42 protein-coding genes are annotated in these 23,912 nt (G+C 51.5%); 6 read left to right on the top strand and 36 right to left on the bottom strand.

The annotated features are described in order from the left end of the window. The first annotated feature begins 182 nt into the window (after positions 1–182). Positions 183–737 carry a gamma carbonic anhydrase family protein gene (locus ABLV78_RS02250; protein WP_047047084.1) on the top strand — a complete coding sequence of 185 codons (555 nt, stop codon included), beginning with the start codon at positions 183–185 and terminating at the stop codon, positions 735–737. On the opposite strand, the gene ABLV78_RS02245 is transcribed toward ABLV78_RS02250, so the two are convergent. The 6 genes from ABLV78_RS02245 to dprA are packed head-to-tail and all read right to left on the bottom strand — an operon-like array spanning position 713 to position 4,504. Continuing rightward, entirely contained in the window at positions 713–970 is a 258-nt protein-coding gene (locus tag ABLV78_RS02245) for a DUF1488 family protein (protein ID WP_045397955.1), read from the bottom strand. The two genes, ABLV78_RS02250 and ABLV78_RS02245, sit on opposite strands and share 25 nt — an antisense overlap. Then, positions 967–1,785, bottom strand: coding sequence for a shikimate dehydrogenase (gene aroE / locus ABLV78_RS02240; RefSeq protein WP_047047081.1), 819 nt, complete (start codon positions 1,783–1,785; stop codon positions 967–969). The genes ABLV78_RS02245 and aroE overlap by 4 nt, the downstream gene beginning before the upstream one ends. A 3-nt stretch (positions 1,786–1,788) precedes the next feature. Continuing rightward, on the bottom strand, positions 1,789–2,361 hold the full coding sequence (gene tsaC / locus ABLV78_RS02235; protein ID WP_015703634.1) for an L-threonylcarbamoyladenylate synthase type 1 TsaC: 573 nt from the start codon (positions 2,359–2,361) through the stop codon (positions 1,789–1,791). After that, entirely contained in the window at positions 2,354–2,908 is a 555-nt protein-coding gene (locus ABLV78_RS02230) for a DNA topoisomerase family protein (protein ID WP_015369441.1), read from the bottom strand. Before ABLV78_RS02230 ends, tsaC begins: the two co-directional genes overlap by 8 nt. Before the next feature lie 26 nt (positions 2,909–2,934). Then, on the bottom strand, positions 2,935–3,408 hold the full coding sequence (gene smg, locus ABLV78_RS02225; RefSeq protein ID WP_015369440.1) for a DUF494 family protein Smg: 474 nt from the start codon (positions 3,406–3,408) through the stop codon (positions 2,935–2,937). Continuing rightward, positions 3,380–4,504 carry a DNA-protecting protein DprA gene (gene dprA, locus ABLV78_RS02220; protein WP_047047078.1) on the bottom strand — a complete coding sequence of 375 codons (1,125 nt, stop codon included), beginning with the start codon at positions 4,502–4,504 and terminating at the stop codon, positions 3,380–3,382. Before dprA ends, smg begins: the two co-directional genes overlap by 29 nt. A gap of 128 nt (positions 4,505–4,632) precedes the next feature. Between dprA and def the strand changes: the two genes are divergently transcribed. The 5 genes from def to mscL all read left to right on the top strand — a co-directional run bounded on the left by def (position 4,633) and on the right by mscL (position 9,395). Further along, entirely contained in the window at positions 4,633–5,142 is a 510-nt protein-coding gene (gene def / locus ABLV78_RS02215; RefSeq protein WP_045397945.1) for a peptide deformylase, read from the top strand. Positions 5,143–5,156: 14 nt separating this feature from the next. Then, positions 5,157–6,104 carry a methionyl-tRNA formyltransferase gene (gene fmt, locus ABLV78_RS02210; RefSeq protein WP_047047075.1) on the top strand — a complete coding sequence of 316 codons (948 nt, stop codon included), beginning with the start codon at positions 5,157–5,159 and terminating at the stop codon, positions 6,102–6,104. A 52-nt stretch (positions 6,105–6,156) separates the two neighbouring features. Continuing rightward, a complete protein-coding gene (rsmB, locus tag ABLV78_RS02205; protein WP_047047073.1) occupies positions 6,157–7,452 on the top strand; it encodes a 16S rRNA (cytosine(967)-C(5))-methyltransferase RsmB in 1,296 nt (431 codons plus the stop codon). Positions 7,453–7,465: 13 nt separating this feature from the next. Continuing rightward, entirely contained in the window at positions 7,466–8,842 is a 1,377-nt protein-coding gene (gene trkA, locus ABLV78_RS02200) for a Trk system potassium transporter TrkA (protein ID WP_015369435.1), read from the top strand. 142 nt (positions 8,843–8,984) lie between these two features. Next, entirely contained in the window at positions 8,985–9,395 is a 411-nt protein-coding gene (mscL, locus tag ABLV78_RS02195; protein WP_015369434.1) for a large-conductance mechanosensitive channel protein MscL, read from the top strand. Here mscL and ABLV78_RS02190 read toward each other — a convergent pair whose 3' ends face one another. The 30 genes from ABLV78_RS02190 to rplC form a co-directional block, all read right to left on the bottom strand. Beyond that, complete coding sequence (locus tag ABLV78_RS02190; protein WP_045397936.1) at positions 9,396–9,611, bottom strand: alternative ribosome-rescue factor A; 216 nt, start codon at positions 9,609–9,611, stop codon at positions 9,396–9,398. Between the two features lie 57 nt (positions 9,612–9,668). Next, a complete protein-coding gene (zntR, locus tag ABLV78_RS02185) occupies positions 9,669–10,094 on the bottom strand; it encodes a Zn(2+)-responsive transcriptional regulator (protein WP_015369432.1) in 426 nt (141 codons plus the stop codon). A 2-nt stretch (positions 10,095–10,096) separates the two neighbouring features. Beyond that, positions 10,097–10,465: a DnaJ family domain-containing protein gene (locus ABLV78_RS02180; protein WP_047047070.1), complete on the bottom strand. Its 369-nt coding sequence runs from the start codon at positions 10,463–10,465 to the stop codon at positions 10,097–10,099. Between the two features lie 108 nt (positions 10,466–10,573). After that, positions 10,574–10,960, bottom strand: a complete 387-nt coding sequence (gene rplQ / locus ABLV78_RS02175) for a 50S ribosomal protein L17 (RefSeq protein WP_004868344.1) — start codon at positions 10,958–10,960, stop codon at positions 10,574–10,576. A 40-nt stretch (positions 10,961–11,000) separates the two neighbouring features. Continuing rightward, positions 11,001–11,990 carry a DNA-directed RNA polymerase subunit alpha gene (locus ABLV78_RS02170; protein WP_002438685.1) on the bottom strand — a complete coding sequence of 330 codons (990 nt, stop codon included), beginning with the start codon at positions 11,988–11,990 and terminating at the stop codon, positions 11,001–11,003. A 25-nt stretch (positions 11,991–12,015) separates the two neighbouring features. Next, the gene (rpsD, locus tag ABLV78_RS02165; protein WP_002919224.1) at positions 12,016–12,636 is read right to left on the bottom strand and encodes a 30S ribosomal protein S4; all 621 of its coding nucleotides are present in this window, start codon (positions 12,634–12,636) and stop codon (positions 12,016–12,018) included. A 32-nt stretch (positions 12,637–12,668) separates the two neighbouring features. Continuing rightward, a complete protein-coding gene (gene rpsK, locus ABLV78_RS02160) occupies positions 12,669–13,058 on the bottom strand; it encodes a 30S ribosomal protein S11 (RefSeq protein WP_004388621.1) in 390 nt (129 codons plus the stop codon). A 16-nt stretch (positions 13,059–13,074) separates the two neighbouring features. After that, positions 13,075–13,431, bottom strand: a complete 357-nt coding sequence (rpsM, locus tag ABLV78_RS02155) for a 30S ribosomal protein S13 (RefSeq protein ID WP_015369429.1) — start codon at positions 13,429–13,431, stop codon at positions 13,075–13,077. Positions 13,432–13,577: 146 nt separating this feature from the next. Continuing rightward, positions 13,578–13,694 carry a 50S ribosomal protein L36 gene (gene rpmJ, locus ABLV78_RS02150; protein WP_000868187.1) on the bottom strand — a complete coding sequence of 39 codons (117 nt, stop codon included), beginning with the start codon at positions 13,692–13,694 and terminating at the stop codon, positions 13,578–13,580. Positions 13,695–13,725: 31 nt separating this feature from the next. After that, positions 13,726–15,057 carry a preprotein translocase subunit SecY gene (gene secY, locus ABLV78_RS02145; protein WP_015703640.1) on the bottom strand — a complete coding sequence of 444 codons (1,332 nt, stop codon included), beginning with the start codon at positions 15,055–15,057 and terminating at the stop codon, positions 13,726–13,728. 7 nt (positions 15,058–15,064) lie between these two features. Then, positions 15,065–15,499 carry a 50S ribosomal protein L15 gene (rplO, locus tag ABLV78_RS02140; protein ID WP_015369426.1) on the bottom strand — a complete coding sequence of 145 codons (435 nt, stop codon included), beginning with the start codon at positions 15,497–15,499 and terminating at the stop codon, positions 15,065–15,067. Between the two features lie 3 nt (positions 15,500–15,502). After that, positions 15,503–15,682: a 50S ribosomal protein L30 gene (rpmD, locus tag ABLV78_RS02135; protein WP_001140434.1), complete on the bottom strand. Its 180-nt coding sequence runs from the start codon at positions 15,680–15,682 to the stop codon at positions 15,503–15,505. Between the two features lie 3 nt (positions 15,683–15,685). Then, a complete protein-coding gene (rpsE, locus tag ABLV78_RS02130) occupies positions 15,686–16,189 on the bottom strand; it encodes a 30S ribosomal protein S5 (RefSeq protein ID WP_015703641.1) in 504 nt (167 codons plus the stop codon). A 14-nt stretch (positions 16,190–16,203) separates the two neighbouring features. Beyond that, a complete protein-coding gene (rplR, locus tag ABLV78_RS02125; RefSeq protein WP_006817270.1) occupies positions 16,204–16,557 on the bottom strand; it encodes a 50S ribosomal protein L18 in 354 nt (117 codons plus the stop codon). A gap of 9 nt (positions 16,558–16,566) precedes the next feature. Then, positions 16,567–17,100: a 50S ribosomal protein L6 gene (gene rplF, locus ABLV78_RS02120; RefSeq protein WP_008807049.1), complete on the bottom strand. Its 534-nt coding sequence runs from the start codon at positions 17,098–17,100 to the stop codon at positions 16,567–16,569. A gap of 12 nt (positions 17,101–17,112) precedes the next feature. Further along, positions 17,113–17,505: a 30S ribosomal protein S8 gene (gene rpsH, locus ABLV78_RS02115; RefSeq protein ID WP_008807048.1), complete on the bottom strand. Its 393-nt coding sequence runs from the start codon at positions 17,503–17,505 to the stop codon at positions 17,113–17,115. 33 nt (positions 17,506–17,538) lie between these two features. After that, positions 17,539–17,844: a 30S ribosomal protein S14 gene (gene rpsN, locus ABLV78_RS02110; RefSeq protein ID WP_002919667.1), complete on the bottom strand. Its 306-nt coding sequence runs from the start codon at positions 17,842–17,844 to the stop codon at positions 17,539–17,541. A 14-nt stretch (positions 17,845–17,858) separates the two neighbouring features. Further along, positions 17,859–18,398 carry a 50S ribosomal protein L5 gene (gene rplE, locus ABLV78_RS02105; protein WP_003031123.1) on the bottom strand — a complete coding sequence of 180 codons (540 nt, stop codon included), beginning with the start codon at positions 18,396–18,398 and terminating at the stop codon, positions 17,859–17,861. A 14-nt stretch (positions 18,399–18,412) separates the two neighbouring features. Further along, positions 18,413–18,727 carry a 50S ribosomal protein L24 gene (gene rplX, locus ABLV78_RS02100; RefSeq protein ID WP_015369424.1) on the bottom strand — a complete coding sequence of 105 codons (315 nt, stop codon included), beginning with the start codon at positions 18,725–18,727 and terminating at the stop codon, positions 18,413–18,415. Between the two features lie 10 nt (positions 18,728–18,737). Next, a complete protein-coding gene (gene rplN, locus ABLV78_RS02095) occupies positions 18,738–19,109 on the bottom strand; it encodes a 50S ribosomal protein L14 (RefSeq protein WP_000613954.1) in 372 nt (123 codons plus the stop codon). A gap of 164 nt (positions 19,110–19,273) precedes the next feature. After that, complete coding sequence (gene rpsQ / locus ABLV78_RS02090; protein ID WP_002438707.1) at positions 19,274–19,528, bottom strand: 30S ribosomal protein S17; 255 nt, start codon at positions 19,526–19,528, stop codon at positions 19,274–19,276. Further along, the gene (rpmC, locus tag ABLV78_RS02085) at positions 19,528–19,719 is read right to left on the bottom strand and encodes a 50S ribosomal protein L29 (protein ID WP_002919754.1); all 192 of its coding nucleotides are present in this window, start codon (positions 19,717–19,719) and stop codon (positions 19,528–19,530) included. Before rpmC ends, rpsQ begins: the two co-directional genes overlap by 1 nt. Next, positions 19,719–20,129 carry a 50S ribosomal protein L16 gene (rplP, locus tag ABLV78_RS02080; RefSeq protein WP_002919759.1) on the bottom strand — a complete coding sequence of 137 codons (411 nt, stop codon included), beginning with the start codon at positions 20,127–20,129 and terminating at the stop codon, positions 19,719–19,721. Before rplP ends, rpmC begins: the two co-directional genes overlap by 1 nt. A 12-nt stretch (positions 20,130–20,141) precedes the next feature. Further along, positions 20,142–20,840 carry a 30S ribosomal protein S3 gene (rpsC, locus tag ABLV78_RS02075; protein ID WP_002919766.1) on the bottom strand — a complete coding sequence of 233 codons (699 nt, stop codon included), beginning with the start codon at positions 20,838–20,840 and terminating at the stop codon, positions 20,142–20,144. Positions 20,841–20,857: 17 nt separating this feature from the next. Next, complete coding sequence (gene rplV, locus ABLV78_RS02070) at positions 20,858–21,190, bottom strand: 50S ribosomal protein L22 (RefSeq protein WP_002919773.1); 333 nt, start codon at positions 21,188–21,190, stop codon at positions 20,858–20,860. Between the two features lie 14 nt (positions 21,191–21,204). Beyond that, complete coding sequence (rpsS, locus tag ABLV78_RS02065; RefSeq protein WP_001138115.1) at positions 21,205–21,483, bottom strand: 30S ribosomal protein S19; 279 nt, start codon at positions 21,481–21,483, stop codon at positions 21,205–21,207. A 16-nt stretch (positions 21,484–21,499) separates the two neighbouring features. Then, positions 21,500–22,321, bottom strand: coding sequence for a 50S ribosomal protein L2 (gene rplB, locus ABLV78_RS02060; protein ID WP_015369423.1), 822 nt, complete (start codon positions 22,319–22,321; stop codon positions 21,500–21,502). Between the two features lie 17 nt (positions 22,322–22,338). Next, entirely contained in the window at positions 22,339–22,641 is a 303-nt protein-coding gene (gene rplW, locus ABLV78_RS02055; protein WP_000617546.1) for a 50S ribosomal protein L23, read from the bottom strand. Further along, a complete protein-coding gene (rplD, locus tag ABLV78_RS02050; RefSeq protein ID WP_000424395.1) occupies positions 22,638–23,243 on the bottom strand; it encodes a 50S ribosomal protein L4 in 606 nt (201 codons plus the stop codon). Before rplD ends, rplW begins: the two co-directional genes overlap by 4 nt. A 10-nt stretch (positions 23,244–23,253) precedes the next feature. Further along, positions 23,254–23,883, bottom strand: a complete 630-nt coding sequence (gene rplC / locus ABLV78_RS02045; RefSeq protein WP_015369422.1) for a 50S ribosomal protein L3 — start codon at positions 23,881–23,883, stop codon at positions 23,254–23,256. Between the last annotated feature and the right edge of the window lie 29 nt (positions 23,884–23,912).

Below are 23,912 nucleotides of genomic sequence, written 5' to 3'. Positions count from 1 at the left end.
CGCATTATAGGGATCCCATTTTTTTGCACAAGCCTTTTTTCGATCTTTTTTTCTGAATGATGGTTTTTCGCGCTTTTCGTGCTGTTATTGCTCAAATAGCTCAATTTTTATCAGAAAAAGGGGTTGCGGGAGCGCCTGAAAGCTACCAAAGTCTGGTTATCTACCCTGATGTTGAGGCAGTCATGTCCAGTAATATACGTCCTTATAAAGAATTATTTCCCCAAATCGGTCTGCGGGTGATGCTGGATCCCAGCAGCGTTGTGATAGGCGACGTCAGAATTGCCGATGATGTAAGCATTTGGCCACTGGTCGCCATCCGCGGCGACGTGAACTATGTGTCAATCGGCGCACGTTCGAATATTCAGGACGGCAGCGTCCTGCATGTCACCCACAAGTCTTCTTATAACCCTGAAGGTAATCCGCTGCTCATCGGTGAGGATGTTACCGTCGGGCATAAGGTCATGCTGCACGGTTGCACTATCGGCAATCGCATTCTTGTCGGAATGGGGTCAATTCTGCTGGATGGCGTGGTAGTAGAGGATGACGTGATGATCGGCGCCGGCAGCCTGGTTTCGCAAAACAAGCGTCTGGAAAGCGGATACCTCTACTTTGGCAATCCGGTAAAACAAATCCGCCCCCTGACGGAGGCGGAATATGCAGGGCTGAAGTATTCAGCCAACAACTATGTGAAGTGGAAAGACGACTACCTGGATCAGGAAAACCAGACCCAACCCTGAGGGTCTTCTTGCCGATCGCGAATTAGCGCTTCCGCTTCATCTTCCAGATCCCAGCGATGTTCACTAAATAGAGCCAGCCACTGCGCTGGCTCATCGCCACCGAATCGTTGCTGCAGTGTCTTACCCCGAATAGCGCAGGTTAACTGCATACCATTGACCAGCGCCGGGAATAGGATGCATTGCCGTTCAGCGTCCCACTCTTCTCTATCGGGAAATTGGATCGCCTGGTTCACGCATTCAGTTCCTGATGTAAAACGGCAATTACCGGAGCAATTTCCGGTAGCGTACCGTGCCACAGCAGAACGGCATGTGCGGCCTGAGCCACCAGCATACCTAATCCATCCGCCAGTTTTTTAGCGCCATACTGCTGGCACCAATGCAGAAATGGCGTATTTCCTTTCTGATAGAACATGTCATAGCAGTAAACGTCGGCATGAATTAACGAGGAAGGTATTGCCGGGATATCGCCACTTATACCGCTGGACGTCGCGTTAATAATGAGGTCAAACTGGTGGCCTTCCAGTTTATCCAGCGGTAACGCGCTAACGCTGCCGGTATGAGCAAAAAGCGTTGCCAGCTCATGAGCGCGGGAAAAAGTACGGTTAACAATAGTGACCGCACAATCTAAAGAGAGCAGCGGTAACAATACACCACGCGATGCGCCGCCTGCGCCAATCAATAAAATCCTCATACCAGGTTTGATAAACCCCAGGCGCTCTAAATCGCTTAATAACCCTATGCCATCCGTATTGTCGCCAAGCAGACGGCCATCTTCCAGGCGCTTCAACGTATTGACTGCACCAGCCAGCGCGGCGCGTTCAGTGAGTTCATCGGCACGGGCAAAAGCTTCCTCTTTAAAGGGAACGGTCACGTTAGCGCCCTTACCGCCCGTGTTGAAAAAAGCGTCCAGGGTATTCACAAAATCATCTAATGGCGCCAGTACCCGACCGTAGGGGTGCGCAATATGTAACTGTTCGGCAAACAACTGATGAATGGAAGGCGACTTGCTATGCGCTATAGGGTTACCAAAAACGGCATAAGTTTCCATAAATTACCCCTGGCGGAACTGTTCACCCGTCAGGGCATCACGGATTTCAGATGGGTTTTGCCGCCCGCCCGTTGCGCCATCCACCACCGGGAAACTATCGCCAAACTGGGCACGTACTTCAGCAGTAGTCCGGCACGGCGGCTGACCGGTTAAGTTGGCGCTCGTTGAGACCAGCGGCTTTCCGTAGGCTTCACATAATTCAATTACCAGTGGATGATCGGTAACGCGCACGGCCAGCGAATCAAAGCGCCCCGTCAACCAGCGTGGAGTATCCGGACGCGCCGGGAACACGAACGTCACCGGGCCGGGCCAACAGGAAAAGATAGCTTCACGCTGGGCGTCGCTTAATCGGGAATCATCAATATACGGTTTCAACTGTTCAAAGCTGGCGGCGATAAGAATCAGTCCCTTTTCAACAGGGCGCTGTTTTAACGCCAGAAGACGCATCACGGCCGTTTCGCTATCCGGATCGCAACCAACGCCAAATACCGCTTCGGTTGGATAGGCGATAACATGTTCATTATTCAGTACCGCCACAGCCTGTGCGACGGTTTCTGAGGGCAGGTTTTTATTCACTTATTTGTTCCGCCGGGATCGGCTTTCCACATTGTTTACTGGCGCAAAAGCGTTTAACGCCCTGCGCCGTTTTCTTTTCTATTAATAGCGGGTAATGGCATTCAGGGCATTCGCCCGCCACCGGTTTAAAATTAATAACGAACTGGCAATCAGGGTAGCGATCGCAGGAGTGAAAGGTTTTACCGAAACGGGAGCGACGCTGCACCAGATGACCCTGTCCGCATTGCGGACACGCGATAGCGGTCTCATCAGGTTTATCAATCAGCTCGGTATGTTCGCATTCGGGATAACGACTGCAGCCGATGAACATACCAAAGCGCCCCTGGCGTAACACCATAACAGCGCCGCAAGATGGGCACTCTTGCCCCTCCAGTACCTTGACGATATGTCCATCCGCCTGACTTTTCAGGGGACGGACATAGTCACAGTCCGGATAGTGAGAACAGCCGAGAAACGGGCCATGTTTCCCGGAACGAATCACCAGTTCGGCCCCGCACTGCGGGCAGGGCTCGTTTTTACGCACCGAAAACAGTGCTGATTTGGTCATAACAACTCGATGTTGCTGCAATAAGATTAATGCAGCATACCTTCATTTACTTCGAAGAGTAATTCTTCCATTTGCTGATAGGCGTTTTCACAGCCCGGAATATTAAACAGAACCATCAGGATCACCCATTTCAGGTCTTCCAGTTCAAACTCTGCCGTATCCAGCGCCAGTACGCGCTCTATCACCATTTCTCGCGTTTCGAGGTTCAACACCTGGATCTGCTCGAGGAAGAGTAAAAATCCTCGACAGCTGGCATCCAGACGCTGGCACTCTTCATCGGTATATACCCGAAGAGAGAGCGGGTCGGAGGCGAGCTGCATGGGTTCAACGAGACCTTCCTGATAATCAGCCAGTTTCTCGAGCCACATTAACGCGTTATAGATGTCTTCCCGCTCAAAACCCGCATCGGTCAGATCCCGCGTCAGTTTGTCCTGATCCACGCGCATTTCTGCTTCGTTATGGATATAAGTCTCAAACAAATACATGAGTACGTCGAACATGGCTTGCCCTCCTTAATCGGACATAGCCGCCGGGTACAGCTGCGATCCAGCCTGCTAACTCCAGTTCAAGTAGCTGGGCTACGGTTACTGGCACAGATTGGCCGGCACGTTCAGCGACAACGTCAACAGGTGTTACCTCATCTCCTACGTTAGCCAGGAGCTCTGGAAATGGCAATGCTACAGGAGGCTGATCTGCGTAATTATTTAGCAAATCAGCGGTCTCTTCCCGCACTGACAGCTCATATTGCCAATACTCAAGGATCTCTTCCGGCGCGGTAACGGGAACCGCTCCCTGCTTTATTAGCCAGTGCGGCCCTTCAGAGCCAGGATTGCCAATTGGCCCAGGCAGGGCAAATACATCTCTACCCTGTTCCAGCGCGCAGCGGACAGTTACCAGGGAACCGCTTTTCAAGGCGGCCTCTATCACCAAAACCCCAGCGCTTAACCCGCTGATAATCCGGTTGCGGCGTGGGAAATTCCCCGGTAACGGTCGCGCAGAGAGAGGAAATTCGGAAAGTAGCGCGCCGCCGCTTTCCTCGATCTGCTTTGCTAAAGCCCGATGCCGGTGCGGATAGATATCAGATAAACCATTGCCTAATACGGCGATGGTTTTTCCCTTTACCGCCAACGCCCCGCGATGGGCAATACCGTCAATCCCCAACGCCAGACCGCTAGTAATGGTCAAGCCATACCGCGCTAGCGCTTCACTGAATGCCTTTCCCCACCGCGCGCCGTACCACGAGTGCGCGCGGCTCCCAATGATCGCCAACTGTCGGCTACACAAGAGATCAACATTACCGCTCACCAGCAGCGCGCCGGGATAATCGTCGATAGCGCGTAGCTGCGGCGGGTAACGTGTATGATCCGCTGAAAGCAAATGATGTTCTGGTTGCTCTAACCATTGCAGTGAGGCGTCAATCTCCTGTTGCTTAAAGGCAAGAAACTGTATTGCCTGCGCTTTAGTTAAACCGGCCTCATGCAACGTTTCATTATCCGCATGACCTGCGCCAGCCAGCCGTCGCGCAACTAATACCATTTTATCTCCGTACAGGTTATTCACCCGCATCAGACGCAACCAAATCTCCGTGGGCGTCATCCGTTCCCCCTGCCATTAGCGGCTCAGCCAATCCTTGTGATTGGTTAGCGAGACTGTCAATTAGAGGGGGTTTTGTCTAGAATAGAGGTAATAATCTTATCAACTACTGAATACGACTCTGGATCTTTATGGCAGTTTTGCAAGTGTTACATATTCCGGACGAGCGCCTTCGCAAAGTCGCCGAGCCGGTCAAAGAAGTGAATGCAGAAATTCAGCGTATCGTCGATGATATGTTCGACACGATGTACGCTGAAGAAGGTATTGGTCTGGCCGCCACGCAGGTGGATATCCATCAGCGTATTATCGTTATTGATGTCTCGGAAAACCGTGAAGAGCGCCTGGTGCTCATCAACCCAGAGCTACTCGAAAAGGACGGCGAAACCGGCATTGAAGAAGGTTGCCTGTCGATTCCGGAACAACGTGCGCTGGTTCCACGTGCCGAAACCGTAAAAATCCGCGCGTTGGACCGTGAAGGCAACGCTTTCGAGCTGGAAGCTGATGGCTTGTTGGCTATCTGTATCCAGCATGAAATGGATCACCTGGTCGGTAAGCTGTTCATTGACTATCTGTCGCCGCTCAAACAGCAGCGCATTCGCCAGAAAGTTGAGAAACTGGATCGTTTACGCGCCCGTGCCTGATAACAAGGATTAACGTGTCACAAACACTACGTATCATTTTCGCCGGAACCCCCGACTTTGCAGCGCGTCACCTTGACGCGCTGTTGTCGTCTGAACATCAGGTGGTTGGCGTATTTACTCAGCCCGACCGCCCTGCTGGTCGCGGCAAAAAATTGATGCCGAGCCCGGTAAAAGTGCTGGCTGAAGCCAACAATCTACCGGTCTTCCAGCCATCCTCCCTACGTCCGCAGGAAAATCAGCAACTGATTGCCGATCTTAACGCCGATGTTATGGTCGTCGTGGCTTATGGACTGATCCTGCCGAAAGCGGTTCTTGAAATGCCGCGTTTGGGCTGCATTAACGTTCACGGCTCCCTGCTTCCTCGCTGGCGCGGCGCAGCGCCGATTCAGCGTTCGCTATGGGCTGGCGATGCCGAAACCGGTGTCACCATCATGCAGATGGACGTCGGTCTTGATACCGGCGACATGCTGTATAAGCTCTCCTGCCCGATTACCGCGGAAGATACCAGCGGTAGCCTGTACGATAAGCTGGCCGACCTTGGCCCAGAGGGTCTACTGGCGACCTTAGCGCAGCTGGCCGATGGTAGCGCAGAGCCTGAAGTTCAGGACGAATCGCTAGTCAGTTACGCCGAGAAGCTGAGTAAGGAAGAGGCCCGTATTGATTGGTCGCTTTCCGCAGAACAGCTCGAACGCTGTATCCGCGCATTTAATCCCTGGCCAATGAGCTGGCTGGAAATCGATGAGCAACCGGTGAAGGTGTGGCATGCATCCGTTATTGCAGAATCCGCCAACGCAGAGCCAGGCACTATCGTTGCAGCAACCAAGCAAGGGATCCAGGTTGCCACCGGCAACGGTATTCTGAATCTGGAATCACTGCAGCCGGCAGGGAAAAAAGCGATGAGTGCCCAGGATTTACTGAACTCTCGCCGGGAATGGTTTATCCCCGGAAACCGCCTTGCCTGACGCACTTCTCTTCTAAAGCCCGGGTTCGCCGGGCATTTTTATTTTTGCGCTTATGAAAAAGAATAGTAATTTACGCAGCCTGGCAGCCCAGGCTATTGAGCAGGTCGTAGAGAAAGGCCAGTCTTTAAGCAATGTTCTGCCGCCGCTTCAGCAAAAAGTGAGCGAAAAAGACAAAGCGCTGCTGCAGGAGCTGTGCTTCGGCGTCTTGCGTACCTTAAGCCAACTCGAGTGGCTGATTGGTAAACTAATGGCGCGTCCGATGACCGGCAAACAGCGTACCGTACATTTCCTGATCATGGTCGGCCTGTATCAGCTACTTTATACGCGAATTCCCCCGCACGCCGCGCTGGCGGAAACGGTGGAAGGCGCGGTGGCAATTAAGCGTCCGCAGCTTAAAGGGCTTATCAATGGCGTATTACGCCAGTTTCAGCGCCAACAGGAAGAGCTGCTGGCCGAATTCGCCCAGCATGAGAACCGTTATCTCCATCCTAAATGGCTGCTTAAACGTCTGCAGCAGGCCTGGCCGGAACAATGGCAGGATATTGTGTCAGCTAATAATTTACGCCCGCCAATGTGGCTGCGTGTGAATCGCAGTCATCATTCGCGAGATGAATGGCTCTCTCTGCTGGAAGACGCGGGTTTACAGGGTTTCGCTCATCCGGACTATCCGGATGCCGTCCGTCTTGCCTCCCCGGCCCCGGTCCATGCGTTACCGGGATTTGAAGAAGGCTGGGTCACCGTTCAGGACGCCTCAGCTCAGGGCTGCATGCGCTACTTGCAACCGGAAAACGGCGAGCGCATTCTCGATCTCTGTGCGGCGCCGGGCGGCAAGACGACGCATATTCTGGAAGTCGCGCCGCAGGCAAATCTAATGGCGGTCGACATCGACCAGCAGCGTCTGTCTCGTGTCTATGACAACCTGAAACGTCTGGGTATGAAAGCGGAAGTGAAACAGGGCGATGGCCGCTATCCTGAACAGTGGTGCGGCGATGAGCAGTTCGACCGTATTTTGCTTGATGCGCCATGTTCGGCCACCGGCGTTATCCGTCGCCATCCGGATATTAAATGGCTGCGCCGGGATCGCGATATCGCCGAGCTGGCGCAATTACAGGCAGAAATTCTCGATGCCACCTGGGCTCATCTGAAACCGGGCGGTACGCTGGTCTATGCGACATGCTCTATTTTGCCGGAAGAGAATAGCCAACAGATCGCCGCCTTCCTGGCCCGTACCAGAGATGCCGAACTCCATGAGACAGGGACGCCGGAAAACCCGGGTCAGCAAAATCTGCCAGGGGCGGAAGAAGGCGATGGCTTCTTTTACGCTAAGCTAATCAAAAAGCGGAATTAATGGGTCACTGCTGATGAAGATTATTATTCTTGGCGCCGGACAGGTAGGCGGCACGCTGGCGGAAAATCTCGTCGGCGAAAACAACGATATTACCCTGGTCGATACCAATGGCGACCGTTTGCGCGGTCTGCAGGATAAGTTCGATCTCCGCGTCGTTCAGGGCCACGGTTCTCATCCGCGCGTGCTGCGTGAAGCTGGCGCCGATGATGCCGATATGCTGGTCGCCGTGACCAGCTCAGATGAGACCAACATGGTAGCCTGTCAGGTCGCCTATTCGCTGTTTAATACGCCGAATCGTATCGCCCGAATTCGTTCACCGGATTACGTTCGCGATGCCGATAAACTTTTTCATTCAGAAGCGGTACCAATTGACCATCTGATTGCTCCGGAGCAATTAGTCATCGATAACATCTACCGTCTGATTGAATATCCGGGCGCGCTTCAGGTAGTGAACTTCGCTGAAGGGAAAGTGAGCCTGGCCGTTGTGAAGGCTTATTACGGTGGACCACTGGTCGGTAATGCACTATCAACGATGCGTGAACATATGCCGCACATCGACACGCGCGTTGCGGCAATTTTCCGCCACGACCGACCAATTCGCCCACAGGGATCAACCATCGTTGAAGCTGGCGACGAAGTTTTCTTTATCGCCGCATCGCAACATATTCGCGCGGTAATGAGCGAACTCCAACGTCTGGAGAAACCCTACAAGCGCATTATGCTGGTCGGCGGCGGCAACATCGGCGCGGGTCTCGCGCACCGCCTGGAGAAAGACTACAGCGTGAAGTTGATCGAGCGCGATCAACAGCGTGCCGCTGAGCTTGCCGAAAAGCTGCAGAATACGATCGTCTTTTATGGCGATGCGTCGGATCAAGAGTTACTGGCGGAAGAGCATATCGATCAAGTCGATCTCTTTATTGCCGTCACCAATGATGACGAAGCCAATATCATGTCGGCAATGCTGGCCAAGCGGATGGGCGCGAAGAAGGTCATGGTGCTGATCCAGCGTCGCGCTTATGTCGATCTGGTTCAGGGAAGCGTGATTGATATTGCTATATCGCCGCAGCAAGCCACTATTTCTGCACTGCTGAGCCACGTACGTAAAGCTGATATTGTCGGTGTTTCGTCGCTACGCCGCGGCGTTGCCGAAGCGATTGAGGCCGTCGCGCATGGCGATGAAAGCACCTCTCGGGTAGTTGGCCGTTCAATTGATGAAATTAAACTGCCGCCGGGAACGATTATTGGCGCGGTAGTGCGCGGTAATGACGTAATGATCGCCAATAATAATTTACGTATTGAGCAAGGCGACCACGTAATTATGTTCCTGACCGACAAGAAATTTATCTCCGACGTTGAGAGACTATTCCAGCCGAGCCCGTTCTTCCTGTAATTACAATGGGCGTCGCTCAGACGCCTTTTTATTATCCCTTATTTATCAATGGATAATATTTTCCGGCAATTATTCAACAGCAATGGAAAATGGAAATACATTTGATAAACTTATCAATGTCAGCTGGCTCAAGGAGAGTAAAATGGGTATGTTAAAAGAATTCCGCGAATTCGCAATGCGCGGGAATGTTGTCGATTTGGCAGTGGGTGTCATCATTGGTGCAGCATTCGGTAAAATTGTATCGTCTTTAGTGGCCGATATTATTATGCCTCCGCTGGGTTTGCTCATTGGCGGGATCGACTTTAAACAGTTCGCCGTTACGCTACGCGATGCGCAGGGAGATGTCCCGGCCGTTGTCATGCATTATGGCGTGTTTATTCAGAACGTCTTCGATTTCATCATCGTCGCCTTCGCGATTTTCATGGCGATCAAACTGATGAATAAACTGAACCGTAAGAAAGAAGAAGCGCCTGCCGCTCCGGCGCCGAGCAAAGAAGAAGTACTTCTGAGTGAAATCCGCGATCTGTTAAAAGAACAAAATAACCGTTCTTAATCAGCACACAGAAAGCAGAAGGCCAGTGGTAAAAAAGCGATTCGCTTGCTTGCCACTGGCCTCCCGGTCATTACGTCCTGCATGTTTTTCTTTACGTTGATAGCTTCCTTTCCCTTTCTTATTTTTCTCAACGCGCTGTCTGAATAATGGGTCATGCAGTAATGCCTCAATCGCATTATCTTTAATTTGCCCTTTGGTATGCTGATAGCGACTCATAGTAACTCCAGTGAATGTATGAATTCGGCGCGAGTGTAGATCCGCGCGCGGAAAAAATCAACGCCCGGCATGGCTACCGCTGGCGCCTTGCTCTAAAGCTTCGAGAATTGAGCAGTAAACGCTACTGTGCGCCGTGCCGCAGCAGGCATCATTCAGCCGCTGTAAAGAACGCCGCATCGTTTCCAGTTCTTTAATACGCGCTTCGACTTCACTTAGCCTGGCCTGGACGATCCCTTTAGACTCCTGGCAAGTATGATGTTCGGGATCGATACGGATCGATAACAGTTCGCGGATCGACTCTAGTGTGAAGCCTAATTGCCGGGCATAACGGATAAAACGCAGTCGCTGCAGATCGTTATCCGAATAGAGGCGAAAACCGCCTTCAGTGCGGATGTCGTGATCCATCATTTGCTGCTTTTCATAATAGCGGATGGTATCCGGGGTGACATCAGCCAGTTTGGCCAGCTCGCCAATACGATACATAGCTACTCCTCGTTCATTTTGTGCCACAGTCTATCGGCATAATCACCGCGTAGAAAATCGGTATTCATCCCTGCCTGACGTAATTTCAGCTCAAACAGAGTCAAGCGACGGTTTAACTCGGCATACCGCGGGTCGTCATACTCAACGGTCTTGAGTAGGTCGCTCAACGCCATGGCATCTCTACGTAACTCGAGTTCAGGTGGTAAACAGCCGGCATTTTTTAATAAGCGGTAACCGGCGCGTAGTTCCGGCGGCACATGTGAATCATCATCCAGCGCCAGCGGTTCGCCGCTGCCCGTCAGATTATCAAACTCGCCTTTAGATTGTGCGTCGAGGATGTGGCGTTCTGCCCACTGGTCCAGTAACCACATTATACGGCTCCCAGGGATGAACAAAAAGAGTACAGATAGTGTAATGAAGTGGGGTGGCGGTAGATATAAAAAAACCCGCCGGGGCGGGTTTTTTTACGTTACTACAGATTACTCTGCAGCAGCTTCTGCTTTCAGCTCAGCACGATCAACCAGCTCGATGTATGCCATCGGCGCGTTGTCGCCTGCACGGAAGCCACACTTCAGAATGCGAGTGTAACCACCGGCGCGGCTCGCGAAACGCGGGCCCAGCTCGTTAAACAGTTTTGCCACGATCTCGTTATCACGAGTGCGGGCGAATGCCAGACGACGATTAGCAACGCTATCAGTCTTGGCAAGAGTAATCAGCGGCTCAACTACGCGACGCAGTTCTTTCGCTTTCGGCAGGGTCGTCTTGATGATCTCATGACGAACCAGCGAACCTGCCATGTTACGGAACATAGCCTGGCGATGGCTGCTGTTGCGGTTCAGTTGACGACCACTCTTACGATGGCGCATGACCTTATCCTTCTCAGTAAAACCTTAACCTGTGATCCGGTTACTCGTCAGCAATGCTTGCCGGCGGCCAGTTTTCCAGGCGCATGCCCAGAGACAGACCACGTGAAGCCAGCACGTCTTTAATCTCGGTAAGAGATTTTTTACCCAGGTTCGGCGTTTTCAGCAACTCAACCTCGGTACGCTGTACCAGATCACCGATATAGTGGATAGCTTCTGCCTTGAGGCAGTTAGCAGAGCGGACAGTCAATTCCAGATCGTCAACAGGGCGCAGCAGGATCGGATCGAACTCTGGTTTCTCTTCTTTCACTTCCGGCTGACGTACATCACGTAAGTCAACGAAAGCTTCCAGTTGTTCAGCCAGAATGGTTGCCGCACGACGAATCGCCTCTTCAGGATCGATTGTGCCGTTGGTTTCCATCTCGATGACCAGCTTGTCCAGGTCGGTACGCTGCTCAACACGCGCGGCTTCAACATTGTAGGCAATACGCTCTACAGGGCTGTAGCAGGCGTCGACCAGCAGACGGCCGATTGGGCGCTCATCTTCTTCCGAATGAATTCGGGCAGAAGCCGGCACATAACCGCGACCGCGCTGAACTTTGATGCGCATGCTAATAGATGCGTTCTCATCGGTCAGGTGGCAGATCACGTGCTGCGGCTTGACGATTTCGACATCACCGTCGTGGGTAATGTCGGCTGCAGTCACAGGGCCAATGCCAGATTTATTCAAAGTAAGGATGACTTCATCTTTACCCTGAACTCTCACCGCCAGCCCTTTCAGGTTGAGCAGGATTTCAAGGATGTCTTCCTGAACGCCTTCTTTGGTGCTGTACTCGTGCAGTACACCATCAATCTCAACCTCGGTCACCGCGCAACCCGGCATCGATGAGAGCAGAATACGGCGCAGTGCGTTACCCAGAGTATGGCCGAAGCCACGCTCTAAAGGCTCAAGGGTCACCTTGGCGTGCGTCGAACTCACTTGCTCGATATCGACCAGGCGCGGTTTTAGAAACTCTGTCACAGAACCCTGCATTGTGTCCTCTCTTTGGTACTAAGCTTTACTTGGAGTAAAGCTCGACGATCAGGTGTTCGTTAATGTCCGCAGACAGATCAGAACGCTCCGGCTGACGCTTGAACGTACCTTCCATCTTGCCAGCATCAACTTCCAGCCAGGTTGGCTTTTCACGCTGCTCAGCCAGCTCCAGAGCGGCTTTCACGCGAGATTGCTTTTTCGCTTTCTCACGGATGCTAACAACGTCATTCGCTTTTACCTGATAAGAAGCGATGTTAACAACACGACCGTTTACCATGATAGCCTTGTGGCTAACCAGCTGGCGTGCTTCAGCACGAGTGGCGCCGAAGCCCATACGGTATACAACGTTGTCCAGACGACCTTCCAGCAGAGCCAACAGGTTTTCACCGGTGTTGCCTTTCAGACGTGCTGCTTCTTTATAGTAGTTACGGAACTGACGCTCCAGCACACCGTACATACGGCGAACTTTTTGCTTTTCACGCAACTGCACACCATAGTCAGACAGACGCGGCTTACGCGCACCGTGCTGGCCAGGAGCTTGTTCAATTTTACACTTGGTATCGATCGCGCGAACGCCAGACTTAAGGAATAAGTCAGTGCCCTCACGACGGCTCAGCTTGAGCTTAGGACCCAAATATCTTGCCATTTTCTTTCTCCAACAATCCTAGAAACGAGGCGTTATACGCGACGTTTTTTCGGCGGACGACAACCGTTATGAGGGATCGGAGTCACATCAGTAATATTAGTGATGCGGAAACCAGCGGCGTTCAGTGCACGAATAGTAGATTCGCGACCTGGACCCGGACCTTTAACCATAACTTCCAGATTCTTGATGCCGTATTCTTTTACGGCTTCTGCGCAACGCTCTGCTGCAACCTGAGCTGCAAACGGAGTGGATTTGCGAGAACCACGGAAACCGGAACCACCGGCTGTTGCCCAACCCAGCGCGTTACCCTGACGATCAGTGATGGTAACGATGGTGTTGTTAAAAGAAGCATGGATATGAGCCACGCCATCAGAGACTTGTTTTCTTACACGCTTACGTGCACGAACTGGTGCCTTTGCCATTATTCAATCACCCCGATTATTTCTTGATCGGTTTACGCGGACCCTTACGGGTACGTGCGTTGGTCTTAGTACGCTGACCGCGAACCGGAAGACCACGACGATGGCGTAAACCACGGTAGCAACCAAGGTCCATCAGACGCTTGATGCTAAGGGTGATTTCACGGCGCAGATCACCTTCAACGACAAATTTACCTACTGCTTCACGCAGAGAATCAATCTGTTCTTCAGACAGCTCACTGATCTTAACATTTTCAGCGATACCCGTTTCAGCGCAGATGGCTTTAGAGCGGGTCTTGCCGATACCAAAAATTGCGGTTAAAGCAATTACGGTATGTTTCTGATCAGGAATGTTAATGCCTGCTATACGGGCCACTATGCACTCCTACTATTTAATATGTACGTACCATGCTGAAAAGCCCGTTTTCAGGATACTCAAATGGAAACGTACAGACATACAAAAGATTGGCTGGCTAATCTAGCCAGCTCAACCCAACTTTGCAAGAAAAATATGCGAATAAATCAGCCTTGGCGCTGTTTATGCTTTGGCTCGGCACTGCAAATCACACGGATGACACCATCACGCTTAACGATTTTGCAGTTACGGCATAATTTCTTGACGGAAGCACGAACTTTCATTTTTACTCTCCGTAACTTCTCGGGCGACCAGTTAGCGGCCGTAGCCTTTCAGGTTCGCCTTCTTCAATGCAGACTCATACTGACTAGACATCATCAGAGTTTGCACTTGAGCCATAAAGTCCATAATCACGACGACAACAATAAGCAGCGAGGTTCCACCGAAGTAGAACGGCACTTTCATTGCATCACGCATGAACTCCGGGATCAGGCAGATAAAAGTGATATACAACGCACCGACCAGAGTCAGGCGGGTCATTACTTTATCGATATACTTCGCCGTTTGTTCTCCCGGACGAATTCCTGGTACAAATGCACCGGACTTCTTCAGGTTATCTGCTGTTTCACGCGGGTTGAAAACCAACGCCGTGTAGAAGAAACAGAAGAAGATGATTGCAGACGCATAGAGTAACACATAAAGCGGTTGCCCAGGCTGCAAATACAGCGAAATTGTTGTCAGCCAGTTCCAACCAGTACCGCCCCCGAACCATGACGTGATGGTCGCCGGGAACAGAATAATACTGGAAGCGAAGATTGCCGGGATTACCCCCGCCATATTCACTTTCAGCGGTAAATGTGTGCTCTGTGCAGCATAGACACGACGACCCTGTTGACGCTTAGCGTAGTTTACCACAATGCGGCGTTGACCACGTTCAACGAATACAACGAAGAAGGTCACTGCAAATACTAATACTGCAACCAACAGCAACAGGAGGAAGTGCAGGTCGCCTTGACGCGCTTGCTCGATAGTATGGGCGATGGCCGGCGGGAGTCCCGCAACGATCCCGGCGAAGATCAGGATCGAGATACCGTTTCCGATACCGCGTTCGGTGATCTGTTCGCCGAGCCACATCAGGAACATAGTCCCTGTGACCAGACTAACAACAGCGGTGAAATAGAATGCAAAGCCCGGATTAATCACCAGGCCCTGCATACCAGGCATATTCGGCAGACCGGTAGCAATACCGATCGACTGGAATATAGCCAGCACCAGAGTACCGTAGCGGGTGTACTGGCTGATCTTACGACGACCAGACTCCCCTTCTTTCTTCAGTTCTGCCAGCGGTTGATAAACAACGGTCAGCAGCTGGACAATGATCGACGCCGAAATATACGGCATGATCCCCAGAGCAAAGATAGAAGCACGGCTGAGAGCACCACCAGAGAACATGTTAAACATTTCAATGATGGTGCCTCGCTGTTGCTCAAGCAATTTGGCAAGTACAGTGGCATCAATACCAGGGATCGGAATAAAAGAGCCAATACGGAACACAATCAGCGCACCGATAACAAACAGAAGTCTGCGTTTCAGTTCGCCAATTCCACCTTTGGCACTTTGAAAATCTAATCCCGGTTGTTTAGCCATCTGCTACTTATTCCTCAATTTTACCGCCAGCAGCTTCGATAGCAGCACGAGCGCCTTTAGTCACGCGCAGGCCACGAACAGTTACCGGACGAGTTACCTCACCAGACAGGATCACTTTCGCGAACTCGATCTGGATACCGATAATGTTAGCCGCTTTCAGCGTGTTCAGGTCTACCACATCGCCTTCTACGTGAGCCAGATCAGACAGACGAACTTCTGCGGTGATCATTGCTTTACGAGAAGTGAAGCCGAATTTCGGCAGACGACGGTACAGTGGCATCTGACCACCCTCGAAACCGCGACGTACGCCACCGCCAGAACGAGAGTTCTGACCTTTGTGACCACGACCACCGGTTTTACCGAGGCCAGAACCGATACCACGACCCAGGCGTTTACCCGCCTTTTTGGAGCCTTCGGCCGGAGACAGAGTATTTAAACGCATCTCTTACTCCTCAACTTTAACCATGAAGGAAACCGCGTTGACCATACCACGAACAGCAGGAGTATCCTCGCGCTCTACGGTGTGACCAATACGACGCAGACCCAGGCCAAGCAGCGTTGCCTTGTGTTTCGGCAAACGACCGATTGCACTGCGGGTTTGAGTAATTTTAATAGTCTTTGCCATGGTTTATTTCCCCAGAATTTCTTCAACGGATTTACCACGCTTGGCAGCGACCATATCTGGAGACTTCATATTTTCCAGGCCATCAATAGTTGCACGAACCACGTTGATCGGGTTGGTGGAACCATATGCTTTAGCCAGAACGTTACGAACCCCAGCGACTTCCAGAACGGCGCGCATTGCACCACCGGCGATGATACCGGTACCTTCGGAAGCCGGCTGCATGAATACACGAGAACCCGTGTGAGTACCCTTAACCGGGTGCTGCAGGGTGCCAGTATTCAGCGCGACGTTAATCATATTGCGACGGGCTTTTTCCATCGCTTTCTGGATCGCTGCTGGAACTTCACGCGCTTTACCGTAACCAAAACCTACGCGACCGTTACCGTCACCAACTACAGTCAGAGCTGTGAAGGAGAAAATACGACCACCTTTAACGGTTTTAGATACGCGGTTTACCGCGATCAGCTTTTCCTGCAGTTCGCCAGCTTGTTTTTCGATGTGAGCCATCTTACACCTCTACCTTAGAACTGAAGGCCAGCTTCACGGGCAGCATCTGCCAGTGCCTGGACACGACCATGATATTGGAACCCGGAACGGTCAAAGGAAACATCTTTGATGCCTTTTTCCAGAGCGCGTTCAGCAACAGCTTTACCCACAGCTGCGGCCGCGTCTTTGTTACCGGTGTACTTCAGTTGTTCAGAGATAGCTTTTTCTACAGTAGAAGCAGCTACCAGAACTTCAGAACCATTCGGAGCAATTACCTGTGCGTAAATATGACGCGGGGTACGATGTACCACCAGGCGAGTTGCACCCAGCTCCTGGAGCTTGCGGCGTGCGCGGGTCGCACGACGGATACGAGCAGATTTCTTATCCATAGTGTTACCTTACTTCTTCTTAGCCTCTTTGGTACGCACGACTTCGTCGGCGTAACGAACACCCTTGCCTTTGTAAGGCTCAGGACGACGGTAGGCGCGCAGATCTGCTGCAACCTGGCCGATCACCTGCTTATCAGCGCCTTTCAGCACGATTTCAGTTTGAGTCGGACATTCTGCAGTGATACCGGCCGGCAGCTTATGTTCAACAGGATGAGAGAAACCTAAAGCCAGGTTTACTACATCCCCTTTGACCGCTGCACGATAGCCTACACCAACCAGCTGAAGCTTTTTAGTGAAGCCTTCGGTAACACCGATAACCATTGAGTTCAGCAGGGCACGCGCGGTACCAGCCTGAGCCCATCCGTCTACGTAACCATCACGCGGACCGAAGGTCAGAGCATTATCTGCATGTTTAACTTCAACAGCATCGTTGAGAGTACGAGTCAGCTCGCCATTCTTACCTTTGATCGTAATAACCTGACCGTTGACTTTAACGTCAACGCCGGCAGGAACAACGACCGGTGCTTTAGCAACACGAGACATTTTTTCCTCCGATTAGGCTACGTAGCAGATAATTTCGCCACCAAGACCAGCTTGGCGCGCTGCACGATCAGTCATAACACCTTTAGAGGTAGAAACAACTGCGATACCCAGACCCGCCATAACTTTCGGCAGCTCATCTTTACGTTTGTAGATGCGCAGACCTGGGCGGCTGACACGCTGAATGCTTTCTACAACAGCTTTACCCTGGAAATACTTAAGAGTCAGTTCCAGTTCCGGCTTGATGTCGCCTTCAACTTTAAAATCTTCAATAAAGCCTTCTTCCTTCAGCACGTTGGCAATTGCCACTTTCAGCTTGGAGGAAGGCATGGTGACCGCAGCTTTATTCGCGGCCTGACCGTTACGGATACGGGTCAGCATATCCGCGATCGGATCTTGCATGCTCATCTGTCTTTACTCCCGTGATTCAATTGGTGACAATTACCAGCTAGCCTTTTTCAGACCCGGGATTTCACCGCGCATAGCGGCTTCACGGACCTTAATACGGCTCAACCCGAACTTCCGCAGGAAACCATGCGGACGACCTGTTTGACGGCAGCGATTACGCTGACGAGACGGGCTGGAATCACGCGGCAGAGTCTGCAGCTTGAGAACAGCGTTCCAACGATCTTCGTCGGTTGCGTTCACATCAGAGATGATAGCTTTCAGTTCAGCGCGTTTAGCGAAGAATTTATCAGCTAAAGCCACGCGCTTTACTTCGCGTGCTTTCATTGATTGCTTAGCCATTAAGTAACCCTACCTTACTTGCGGAACGGGAAGTCAAAGGCAGCCAGCAGAGCGCGGCCTTCTTCATCAGATTTCGCAGTAGTGGTAATGGTAATATCCAAACCACGAACGCGGTCGACTTTATCGTAGTCGATTTCTGGGAAGATGATCTGCTCACGGACACCCATGCTGTAGTTACCACGACCGTCGAAAGACTTAGCGGACAAGCCACGGAAGTCACGGATACGCGGTACAGCAATAGTGATCAGGCGCTCAAAGAACTCCCACATGCGCTCGCCGCGCAGAGTTACTTTACAGCCGATCGGATAGCCCTGACGGATTTTGAAGCCTGCAACTGATTTGCGTGCTTTGGTGATCAGCGGTTTTTGACCGGAGATTGCTGTCAGGTCAGCTGCTGCGTTATCCAGCAGTTTCTTGTCAGCGATCGCTTCACCAACACCCATGTTCAGGGTGATCTTCTCGACCCGAGGGACTTGCATGACAGAATTGTAGTTAAACTCAGTCATGAGTTTAGCGACTACTTCGTCTTTGTAGTAATCATGCAGTTTCGCCATCGTACTACTCCAAATTACTTGATAGTTTCGCTATTAGATTTGAAGAAACGGACTTTTTTGCCGTCTTCGAATCTAAAGCCTACACGGTCAGCCTTGCCGGTTGCCGCGTTGAAGATAGCAAGGTTAGAGACTTGAATAGCTGCTTCTTTCTCTACGATGCCGCCTGGTTGGTTCAGGGCCGGAACCGGCTTCTGATGTTTCTTAACCAGGTTGATACCTTCAACAATGACCTTGCCGGAAGACAGGACATTTTTAACTTTACCGCGTTTACCTTTATCTTTACCGGTTAACACGATAACTTCGTCATCACGACGGATTTTCGCTGCCATGATTCGCTCCTTAGAGTACTTCTGGTGCCAGAGAGATAATTTTCATGAACTTCTCGTTACGAAGTTCACGAGTTACCGGCCCAAAAATACGCGTACCGATAGGTTGCTCGCTGTTATTGTTTAAAATAACGCATGCATTACCATCGAAGCGAATGACAGAACCGTCCGGGCGACGAACACCCTTCTTGGTGCGCACCACTACCGCCTTCAGCACATCACCTTTCTTGACCTTACCACGCGGAATTGCTTCTTTGATGGTGATCTTGATGATGTCGCCTACGCCTGCGTAGCGACGGTGCGAGCCACCCAGAACCTTGATACACATTACGCGACGTGCACCGGAGTTGTCGGCGACGTTCAGCATAGTCTGTTCTTGGATCATTTTAGTGCTCCGCTAATGTCAACTACTACTGGGACCCAAAAGCTGGGTCGTTAAAAAGCCCCATATCGAGGGCGCGGCATTATAACACCGCTTCTGCAATATGGGTAGAAAAAATAAACGGCCCATCGCTGAGCCGTTTATTCGTATTGAGAATGCGTACTCTATTACAGAACCGCTTTCTCTACAACGCGAACCAGCGTCCAGGACTTAGTCTTGGACAGTGGACGGCATTCACGGATTTCAACCTTGTCGCCGATACCACATTCGTTGTTCTCGTCATGTACGTGCAGTTTGGTCGTACGTTTGATGAATTTACCGTAGATCGGGTGTTTCACAAAACGTTCGATAGCAACAACAATGGATTTCTCCATTTTGTCGCTAACTACGCGACCTTGCAGAGTACGGATTTTATCGGTCATTACGCACCCGCCTTCTGAGTCAGTAAAGTCTTAACGCGTGCAACATCACGACGCACTTGCTTCAGCAGATGAGTCTGTTGCAGCTGGCCACTTGCAGCCTGCATACGCAGGTTGAACTGCTCACGCAGCAGGTTCAGCAGCTCAGCGTTCAGCTCTTCAACGCTTTTTTCACGCAGCTCTTTTGCTTTCATTACATCACCGTCTTAGTTACAAAGGTGGTTTTGATCGGCAGTTTCGCTGCTGCCAGGCCGAATGCTTCACGGGCCAGCTCTTCCGGTACGCCGTCCATTTCATAAAGGACTTTACCCGGCTGAATCAAGGCAACCCAGTACTCCACGTTACCTTTACCTTTACCCATACGAACTTCCAGCGGCTTCTCGGTGATCGGTTTGTCCGGGAATACACGGATCCAGATCTTACCTTGACGCTTAACTGCACGGGTCATAGCACGACGTGCTGCTTCGATCTGACGTGCAGTCAGACGACCACGGCCAACAGCTTTCAGACCGAAAGTGCCGAAGCTAACATCCGTACCCTGCGCCAGACCACGGTTGCGGCCTTTGTGCACTTTACGGAATTTTGTACGCTTTGGTTGTAACATCAGCGACGCTCCTTATTTACGGCCTTTACGCTGCTGCTTTTTAGGTTGAGCAGCCGGTTCCGGTTGTTCAACAGCAGCCATACCACCCAGGATCTCACCTTTGAAGATCCATACCTTAACGCCGATTACACCGTAAGTGGTGTGCGCTTCAGAGGTGTTGTAGTCGATGTCAGCACGCAGAGTGTGCAGCGGTACGCGACCTTCACGGTACCATTCGGTACGTGCGATTTCCGCGCCGCCCAGACGGCCGCTAACTTCAACTTTGATACCTTTAGCGCCCAGACGCATTGCGTTCTGTACAGCACGCTTCATAGCACGACGGAACATAACGCGACGTTCCAGCTGAGAAGTGATGCTGTCAGCAACCAATTTAGCGTCCAGTTCAGGCTTACGAACTTCGGCAATATTGATCTGTGCAGGAACGCCAGCGATATCCGCTACGACCTTGCGCAGTTTTTCTACGTCTTCGCCTTTCTTACCGATAACGATACCCGGGCGAGCAGTGTGAATGGTCACACGAATGCTCTTAGCCGGACGCTCGATAACGATGCGAGATACAGACGCTTTAGCCAGCTCTTTAGTTAAGAACTGACGTACTTTAAAATCGCTGTCCAGGTTGTCAGCGAATTCTTTGGTGTTCGCGAACCAGGTAGAGTTCCATGGTTTGACAATACCCAGGCGAATACCATTAGGATGTACTTTCTGACCCATTGCTAGTCTCCAGAGTCTCAGCGATCGGACACAACCACAGTGATGTGGCTGGTGCGCTTCAGGATGCGATCTGCACGACCTTTAGCACGCGGCATAATGCGCTTCATGCTCGGGCCTTCGTCTACGAAAATTTTCGCAACTTTCAGATCATCAATGTCAGCGCCATCGTTGTGTTCAGCGTTAGCAATGGCAGATTCCAGTACCTTCTTGACCAGTACAGCAGCTTTTTTGTTGGTGTAGGTCAGAATATCCAGGGCCTGCGACACTTTCTTACCGCGAATCAGGTCAGCTACAAGGCGAACCTTCTGAGCAGAAGAACGAGCATGGCGATGTTGAGCTAAAGTTTCCATCTCTTCCTCCTACCTTATTTCTTCTTCGCTTTTTTATCAGCAGCGTGGCCGCGATAAGTACGAGTCGGTGCGAATTCACCCAGTTTGTGACCAACCATTTCGTCGGAAACAAAGACTGGAACGTGCTGACGACCATTATGGACAGCGATGGTCAAACCGATCATGTTAGGAAAGATCGTTGAACGACGGGACCAAGTGCGCAGGGGCTTCTTGTCTCCGCTTTCCACCGCTTTCTCTACCTTCTTCAGCAAGTGCAGGTCAATAAAAGGACCTTTCTTGAGAGAACGTGGCATGGCTTATCCTCTAAAATTATTTGCTACGGCGACGTACGATGAATTTATCAGTACGCTTGTTGCTGCGGGTCTTCTTACCTTTGGTCTGCAGGCCCCACGGGGATACCGGGTGCTTACCAAAGTTACGACCTTCACCACCACCATGTGGGTGATCGACTGGGTTCATCGCAGTACCGCGAACGGTAGGACGAACACCACGCCAGCGTGCAGCACCTGCTTTACCCAGAACGCGCAGCATATGCTCAGCATTGCCAACTTCGCCCAGAGTAGCGCGGCAGTCTGCTTCGACTTTACGCATTTCACCAGAACGCAGACGCAGGGTGACATAAGCACCGTCACGAGCAACGATCTGAACGTAAGTACCAGCGGAACGAGCCAGCTGACCGCCTTTACCTGGTTTCATTTCTACGTTATGAACGGTAGAACCAACCGGGATATTGCGCATCGGCAGGGTGTTGCCTGCTTTGATTGCAGCATCAACGCCAGACTGAATCTGGTCGCCAGCTTTCAGGCCTTTCGGGGCCAGAATGTAACGGCGCTCACCGTCTTTGTACAGAACCAGCGCGATGTTCGCGGAACGGTTCGGATCGTACTCAAGACGTTCAACAACTGCCGGGATACCATCTTTGTTGCGTTTGAAGTCAACAATACGGTAAGCCTGCTTGTGACCACCACCGATATGACGAGTGGTGATACGGCCATTGTTGTTACGACCGCCGGATTTGCTGTTTTTTTCAACCAGCGGAGCAAAAGGTTTGCCCTTGTGCAGCTCTGGGTTGACCACTTTAACAACGTGGCGACGACCCGGAGATGTCGGTTTACATTTAACAACTGCCATTGTATTACTCCTCCGACTTACTCAGCGCCGCCGACGAAGTCCAGATTCTGGCCTTCCTTCAGGGTGACGTAAGCTTTTTTCCAGTCGCTACGACGACCGATACGCTGTCCGTGACGTTTAACTTTCCCTTTAACTACCAGGGTGTTAACGACTTCGACTTCGACTTCAAACAGTTTCTGCACAGCAGCTTTGATTTCTGCTTTGGTCGCGTCTTTAGCAACTTTGAGAACGATGGTGTTGGTTTTTTCCATCGCAGTAGACGCTTTTTCAGAAACGTGCGGTGCGCGCAGCACCTTCAGCAGACGTTCTTCACGAATCATGCCAGCATCTCCTCAACTTGCTTAACAGCATCAGCAGTCATTACGACTTTGTCGAAGGCGATCAGGCTAACCGGGTCGATACCAGTCGCATCGCGTACGTCAACCTTGTGCAGGTTACGTGCGGCCAGGAACAGGTTCTCGTCCAGCTCACCGGTGATGATCAGCACATCTTCCAGAGCCATGTCTTTCAGTTTCTGAGCCAGCAGCTTAGTTTTAGGCGCTTCTACAGAGAACTTCTCGACAACGATCAGACGATCCTGACGTACCAGTTCGGACAGAATGCTTTTCAGCGCGCCGCGGTACATCTTCTTGTTAACTTTTTGACTGTGGTCCTGCGGACGAGCAGCGAAGGTTACGCCACCGGAACGCCAGATCGGGCTCTTGATAGAACCTGAACGCGCACGGCCGGTACCTTTCTGGCGCCATGGCTTTTTGCCTGAACCAGTTACTTCAGCACGAGTCTTCTGAGCACGAGTACCCTGACGCGCACCAGCTGCATAAGCAACAACAACCTGGTGAACCAGCGCTTCGTTGAAATCACGACCGAAGGTAGTTTCGGAAACAGTCAGCGCGCTCTGCGCGTCTTTCAATACTAATTCCATTGCTATCCCCTTACGCCTTCACAGCTGGTTTAACGATCAGGTCGCAGCCGGTTGCACCCGGAACACCACCTTTAACCAGCAGCAGGTTGCGCTCAGCGTCAACACGTACTACGTCCAGGCTCTGAACAGTAACGCGTTCGTTGCCCAGCTGACCTGCCATTTTCTTGCCTTTGAACACTTTGCCCGGAGTCTGGTTCTGACCGATAGAACCCGGAACGCGGTGAGACAAGGAGTTACCGTGGGTAGCGTCCTGGGTACGGAAGTTCCAGCGCTTAACGGTACCAGCGAAACCTTTACCTTTAGAGGTACCGGTTACGTCAACTTTTTTAACGTCAGCAAACAGTTCAACGCTAATGTTCTGACCAACGGTGTATTCTTCACCATCTGCCAGACGGAACTCCCACAGGCCGCGGCCAGCTTCTACGCCAGCTTTAGCAAAGTGACCAGCTTCCGGCTTAGTTACACGGTTAGCTTTTTTAGCACCAGTGGTAACCTGAATAGCGCGATAGCCATCGTTAGCCAGATCTTTGACCTGAGTAACGCGGTTTGCTTCAACTTCGATAACGGTTACTGGGATAGAGACGCCATCTTCAGTGAAGATGCGGGTCATACCCACTTTTTTACCGACTAAACCAATCATTGTATCAACCTCTCAATCGCTCGATGACC

Origin of the sequence: Klebsiella sp. CN_Kp075, assembly GCF_040065055.2 — a bacterium.
Classification (GTDB): domain Bacteria; phylum Pseudomonadota; class Gammaproteobacteria; order Enterobacterales; family Enterobacteriaceae; genus Klebsiella; species Klebsiella aerogenes.
The sequence above is the reverse complement of the archived record's forward strand: the minus strand, read 5'-3'. Positions and strand labels throughout refer to the sequence as shown.

Bases quoted from the DNA above. Each gene is read 5' to 3' on its own strand.
- ABLV78_RS02180 (WP_047047070.1), bottom strand. From the start codon at position 10,465: ATGTGGTTACTGGACCAGTGGGCAGAACGCCACATCCTCGACGCACAA.
- rpsD (WP_002919224.1), bottom strand. From the start codon at position 12,636: ATGGCAAGATATTTGGGTCCTAAGCTCAAGCTGAGCCGTCGTGAGGGC.
- rplX (WP_015369424.1), bottom strand. From the start codon at position 18,727: ATGGCAGCGAAAATCCGTCGTGATGACGAAGTTATCGTGTTAACCGGT.
- rsmB (WP_047047073.1), top strand. From the start codon at position 6,157: ATGAAAAAGAATAGTAATTTACGCAGCCTGGCAGCCCAGGCTATTGAG.
- rpmC (WP_002919754.1), bottom strand. From the start codon at position 19,719: ATGAAAGCAAAAGAGCTGCGTGAAAAAAGCGTTGAAGAGCTGAACGCT.
- smg (WP_015369440.1), bottom strand. From the start codon at position 3,408: ATGTTCGACGTACTCATGTATTTGTTTGAGACTTATATCCATAACGAA.
- zntR (WP_015369432.1), bottom strand. From the start codon at position 10,094: ATGTATCGTATTGGCGAGCTGGCCAAACTGGCTGATGTCACCCCGGAT.
- rpsN (WP_002919667.1), bottom strand. From the start codon at position 17,844: ATGGCTAAGCAATCAATGAAAGCACGCGAAGTAAAGCGCGTGGCTTTA.
- ABLV78_RS02190 (WP_045397936.1), bottom strand. From the start codon at position 9,611: ATGAGTCGCTATCAGCATACCAAAGGGCAAATTAAAGATAATGCGATT.
- rpmJ (WP_000868187.1), bottom strand. From the start codon at position 13,694: ATGAAAGTTCGTGCTTCCGTCAAGAAATTATGCCGTAACTGCAAAATC.
- rpsH (WP_008807048.1), bottom strand. From the start codon at position 17,505: ATGAGCATGCAAGATCCGATCGCGGATATGCTGACCCGTATCCGTAAC.
- rpsK (WP_004388621.1), bottom strand. From the start codon at position 13,058: ATGGCAAAGGCACCAGTTCGTGCACGTAAGCGTGTAAGAAAACAAGTC.
- aroE (WP_047047081.1), bottom strand. From the start codon at position 1,785: ATGGAAACTTATGCCGTTTTTGGTAACCCTATAGCGCATAGCAAGTCG.
- mscL (WP_015369434.1), top strand. From the start codon at position 8,985: ATGGGTATGTTAAAAGAATTCCGCGAATTCGCAATGCGCGGGAATGTT.
- rplO (WP_015369426.1), bottom strand. From the start codon at position 15,499: ATGCGTTTAAATACTCTGTCTCCGGCCGAAGGCTCCAAAAAGGCGGGT.
- rpsE (WP_015703641.1), bottom strand. From the start codon at position 16,189: ATGGCTCACATCGAAAAACAAGCTGGCGAACTGCAGGAAAAGCTGATC.
- trkA (WP_015369435.1), top strand. From the start codon at position 7,466: ATGAAGATTATTATTCTTGGCGCCGGACAGGTAGGCGGCACGCTGGCG.
- rpsQ (WP_002438707.1), bottom strand. From the start codon at position 19,528: ATGACCGATAAAATCCGTACTCTGCAAGGTCGCGTAGTTAGCGACAAA.
- ABLV78_RS02250 (WP_047047084.1), top strand. From the start codon at position 183: ATGTCCAGTAATATACGTCCTTATAAAGAATTATTTCCCCAAATCGGT.
- rplF (WP_008807049.1), bottom strand. From the start codon at position 17,100: ATGTCTCGTGTTGCTAAAGCACCGGTCGTTGTTCCTGCCGGCGTTGAC.
- secY (WP_015703640.1), bottom strand. From the start codon at position 15,057: ATGGCTAAACAACCGGGATTAGATTTTCAAAGTGCCAAAGGTGGAATT.
- ABLV78_RS02230 (WP_015369441.1), bottom strand. From the start codon at position 2,908: ATGACCAAATCAGCACTGTTTTCGGTGCGTAAAAACGAGCCCTGCCCG.
- def (WP_045397945.1), top strand. From the start codon at position 4,633: ATGGCAGTTTTGCAAGTGTTACATATTCCGGACGAGCGCCTTCGCAAA.
- rplN (WP_000613954.1), bottom strand. From the start codon at position 19,109: ATGATCCAAGAACAGACTATGCTGAACGTCGCCGACAACTCCGGTGCA.
- ABLV78_RS02170 (WP_002438685.1), bottom strand. From the start codon at position 11,990: ATGCAGGGTTCTGTGACAGAGTTTCTAAAACCGCGCCTGGTCGATATC.
- rpmD (WP_001140434.1), bottom strand. From the start codon at position 15,682: ATGGCAAAGACTATTAAAATTACTCAAACCCGCAGTGCAATCGGTCGT.
- rplQ (WP_004868344.1), bottom strand. From the start codon at position 10,960: ATGCGCCATCGTAAGAGTGGTCGTCAACTGAACCGCAACAGCAGCCAT.
- rplC (WP_015369422.1), bottom strand. From the start codon at position 23,883: ATGATTGGTTTAGTCGGTAAAAAAGTGGGTATGACCCGCATCTTCACT.
- rplD (WP_000424395.1), bottom strand. From the start codon at position 23,243: ATGGAATTAGTATTGAAAGACGCGCAGAGCGCGCTGACTGTTTCCGAA.
- rpsC (WP_002919766.1), bottom strand. From the start codon at position 20,840: ATGGGTCAGAAAGTACATCCTAATGGTATTCGCCTGGGTATTGTCAAA.
- rpsS (WP_001138115.1), bottom strand. From the start codon at position 21,483: ATGCCACGTTCTCTCAAGAAAGGTCCTTTTATTGACCTGCACTTGCTG.
- rplB (WP_015369423.1), bottom strand. From the start codon at position 22,321: ATGGCAGTTGTTAAATGTAAACCGACATCTCCGGGTCGTCGCCACGTT.
- rplW (WP_000617546.1), bottom strand. From the start codon at position 22,641: ATGATTCGTGAAGAACGTCTGCTGAAGGTGCTGCGCGCACCGCACGTT.
- rplR (WP_006817270.1), bottom strand. From the start codon at position 16,557: ATGGATAAGAAATCTGCTCGTATCCGTCGTGCGACCCGCGCACGCCGC.
- rplE (WP_003031123.1), bottom strand. From the start codon at position 18,398: ATGGCGAAACTGCATGATTACTACAAAGACGAAGTAGTCGCTAAACTC.
- dprA (WP_047047078.1), bottom strand. From the start codon at position 4,504: ATGACGCCCACGGAGATTTGGTTGCGTCTGATGCGGGTGAATAACCTG.
- rplP (WP_002919759.1), bottom strand. From the start codon at position 20,129: ATGTTACAACCAAAGCGTACAAAATTCCGTAAAGTGCACAAAGGCCGC.
- rplV (WP_002919773.1), bottom strand. From the start codon at position 21,190: ATGGAAACTTTAGCTCAACATCGCCATGCTCGTTCTTCTGCTCAGAAG.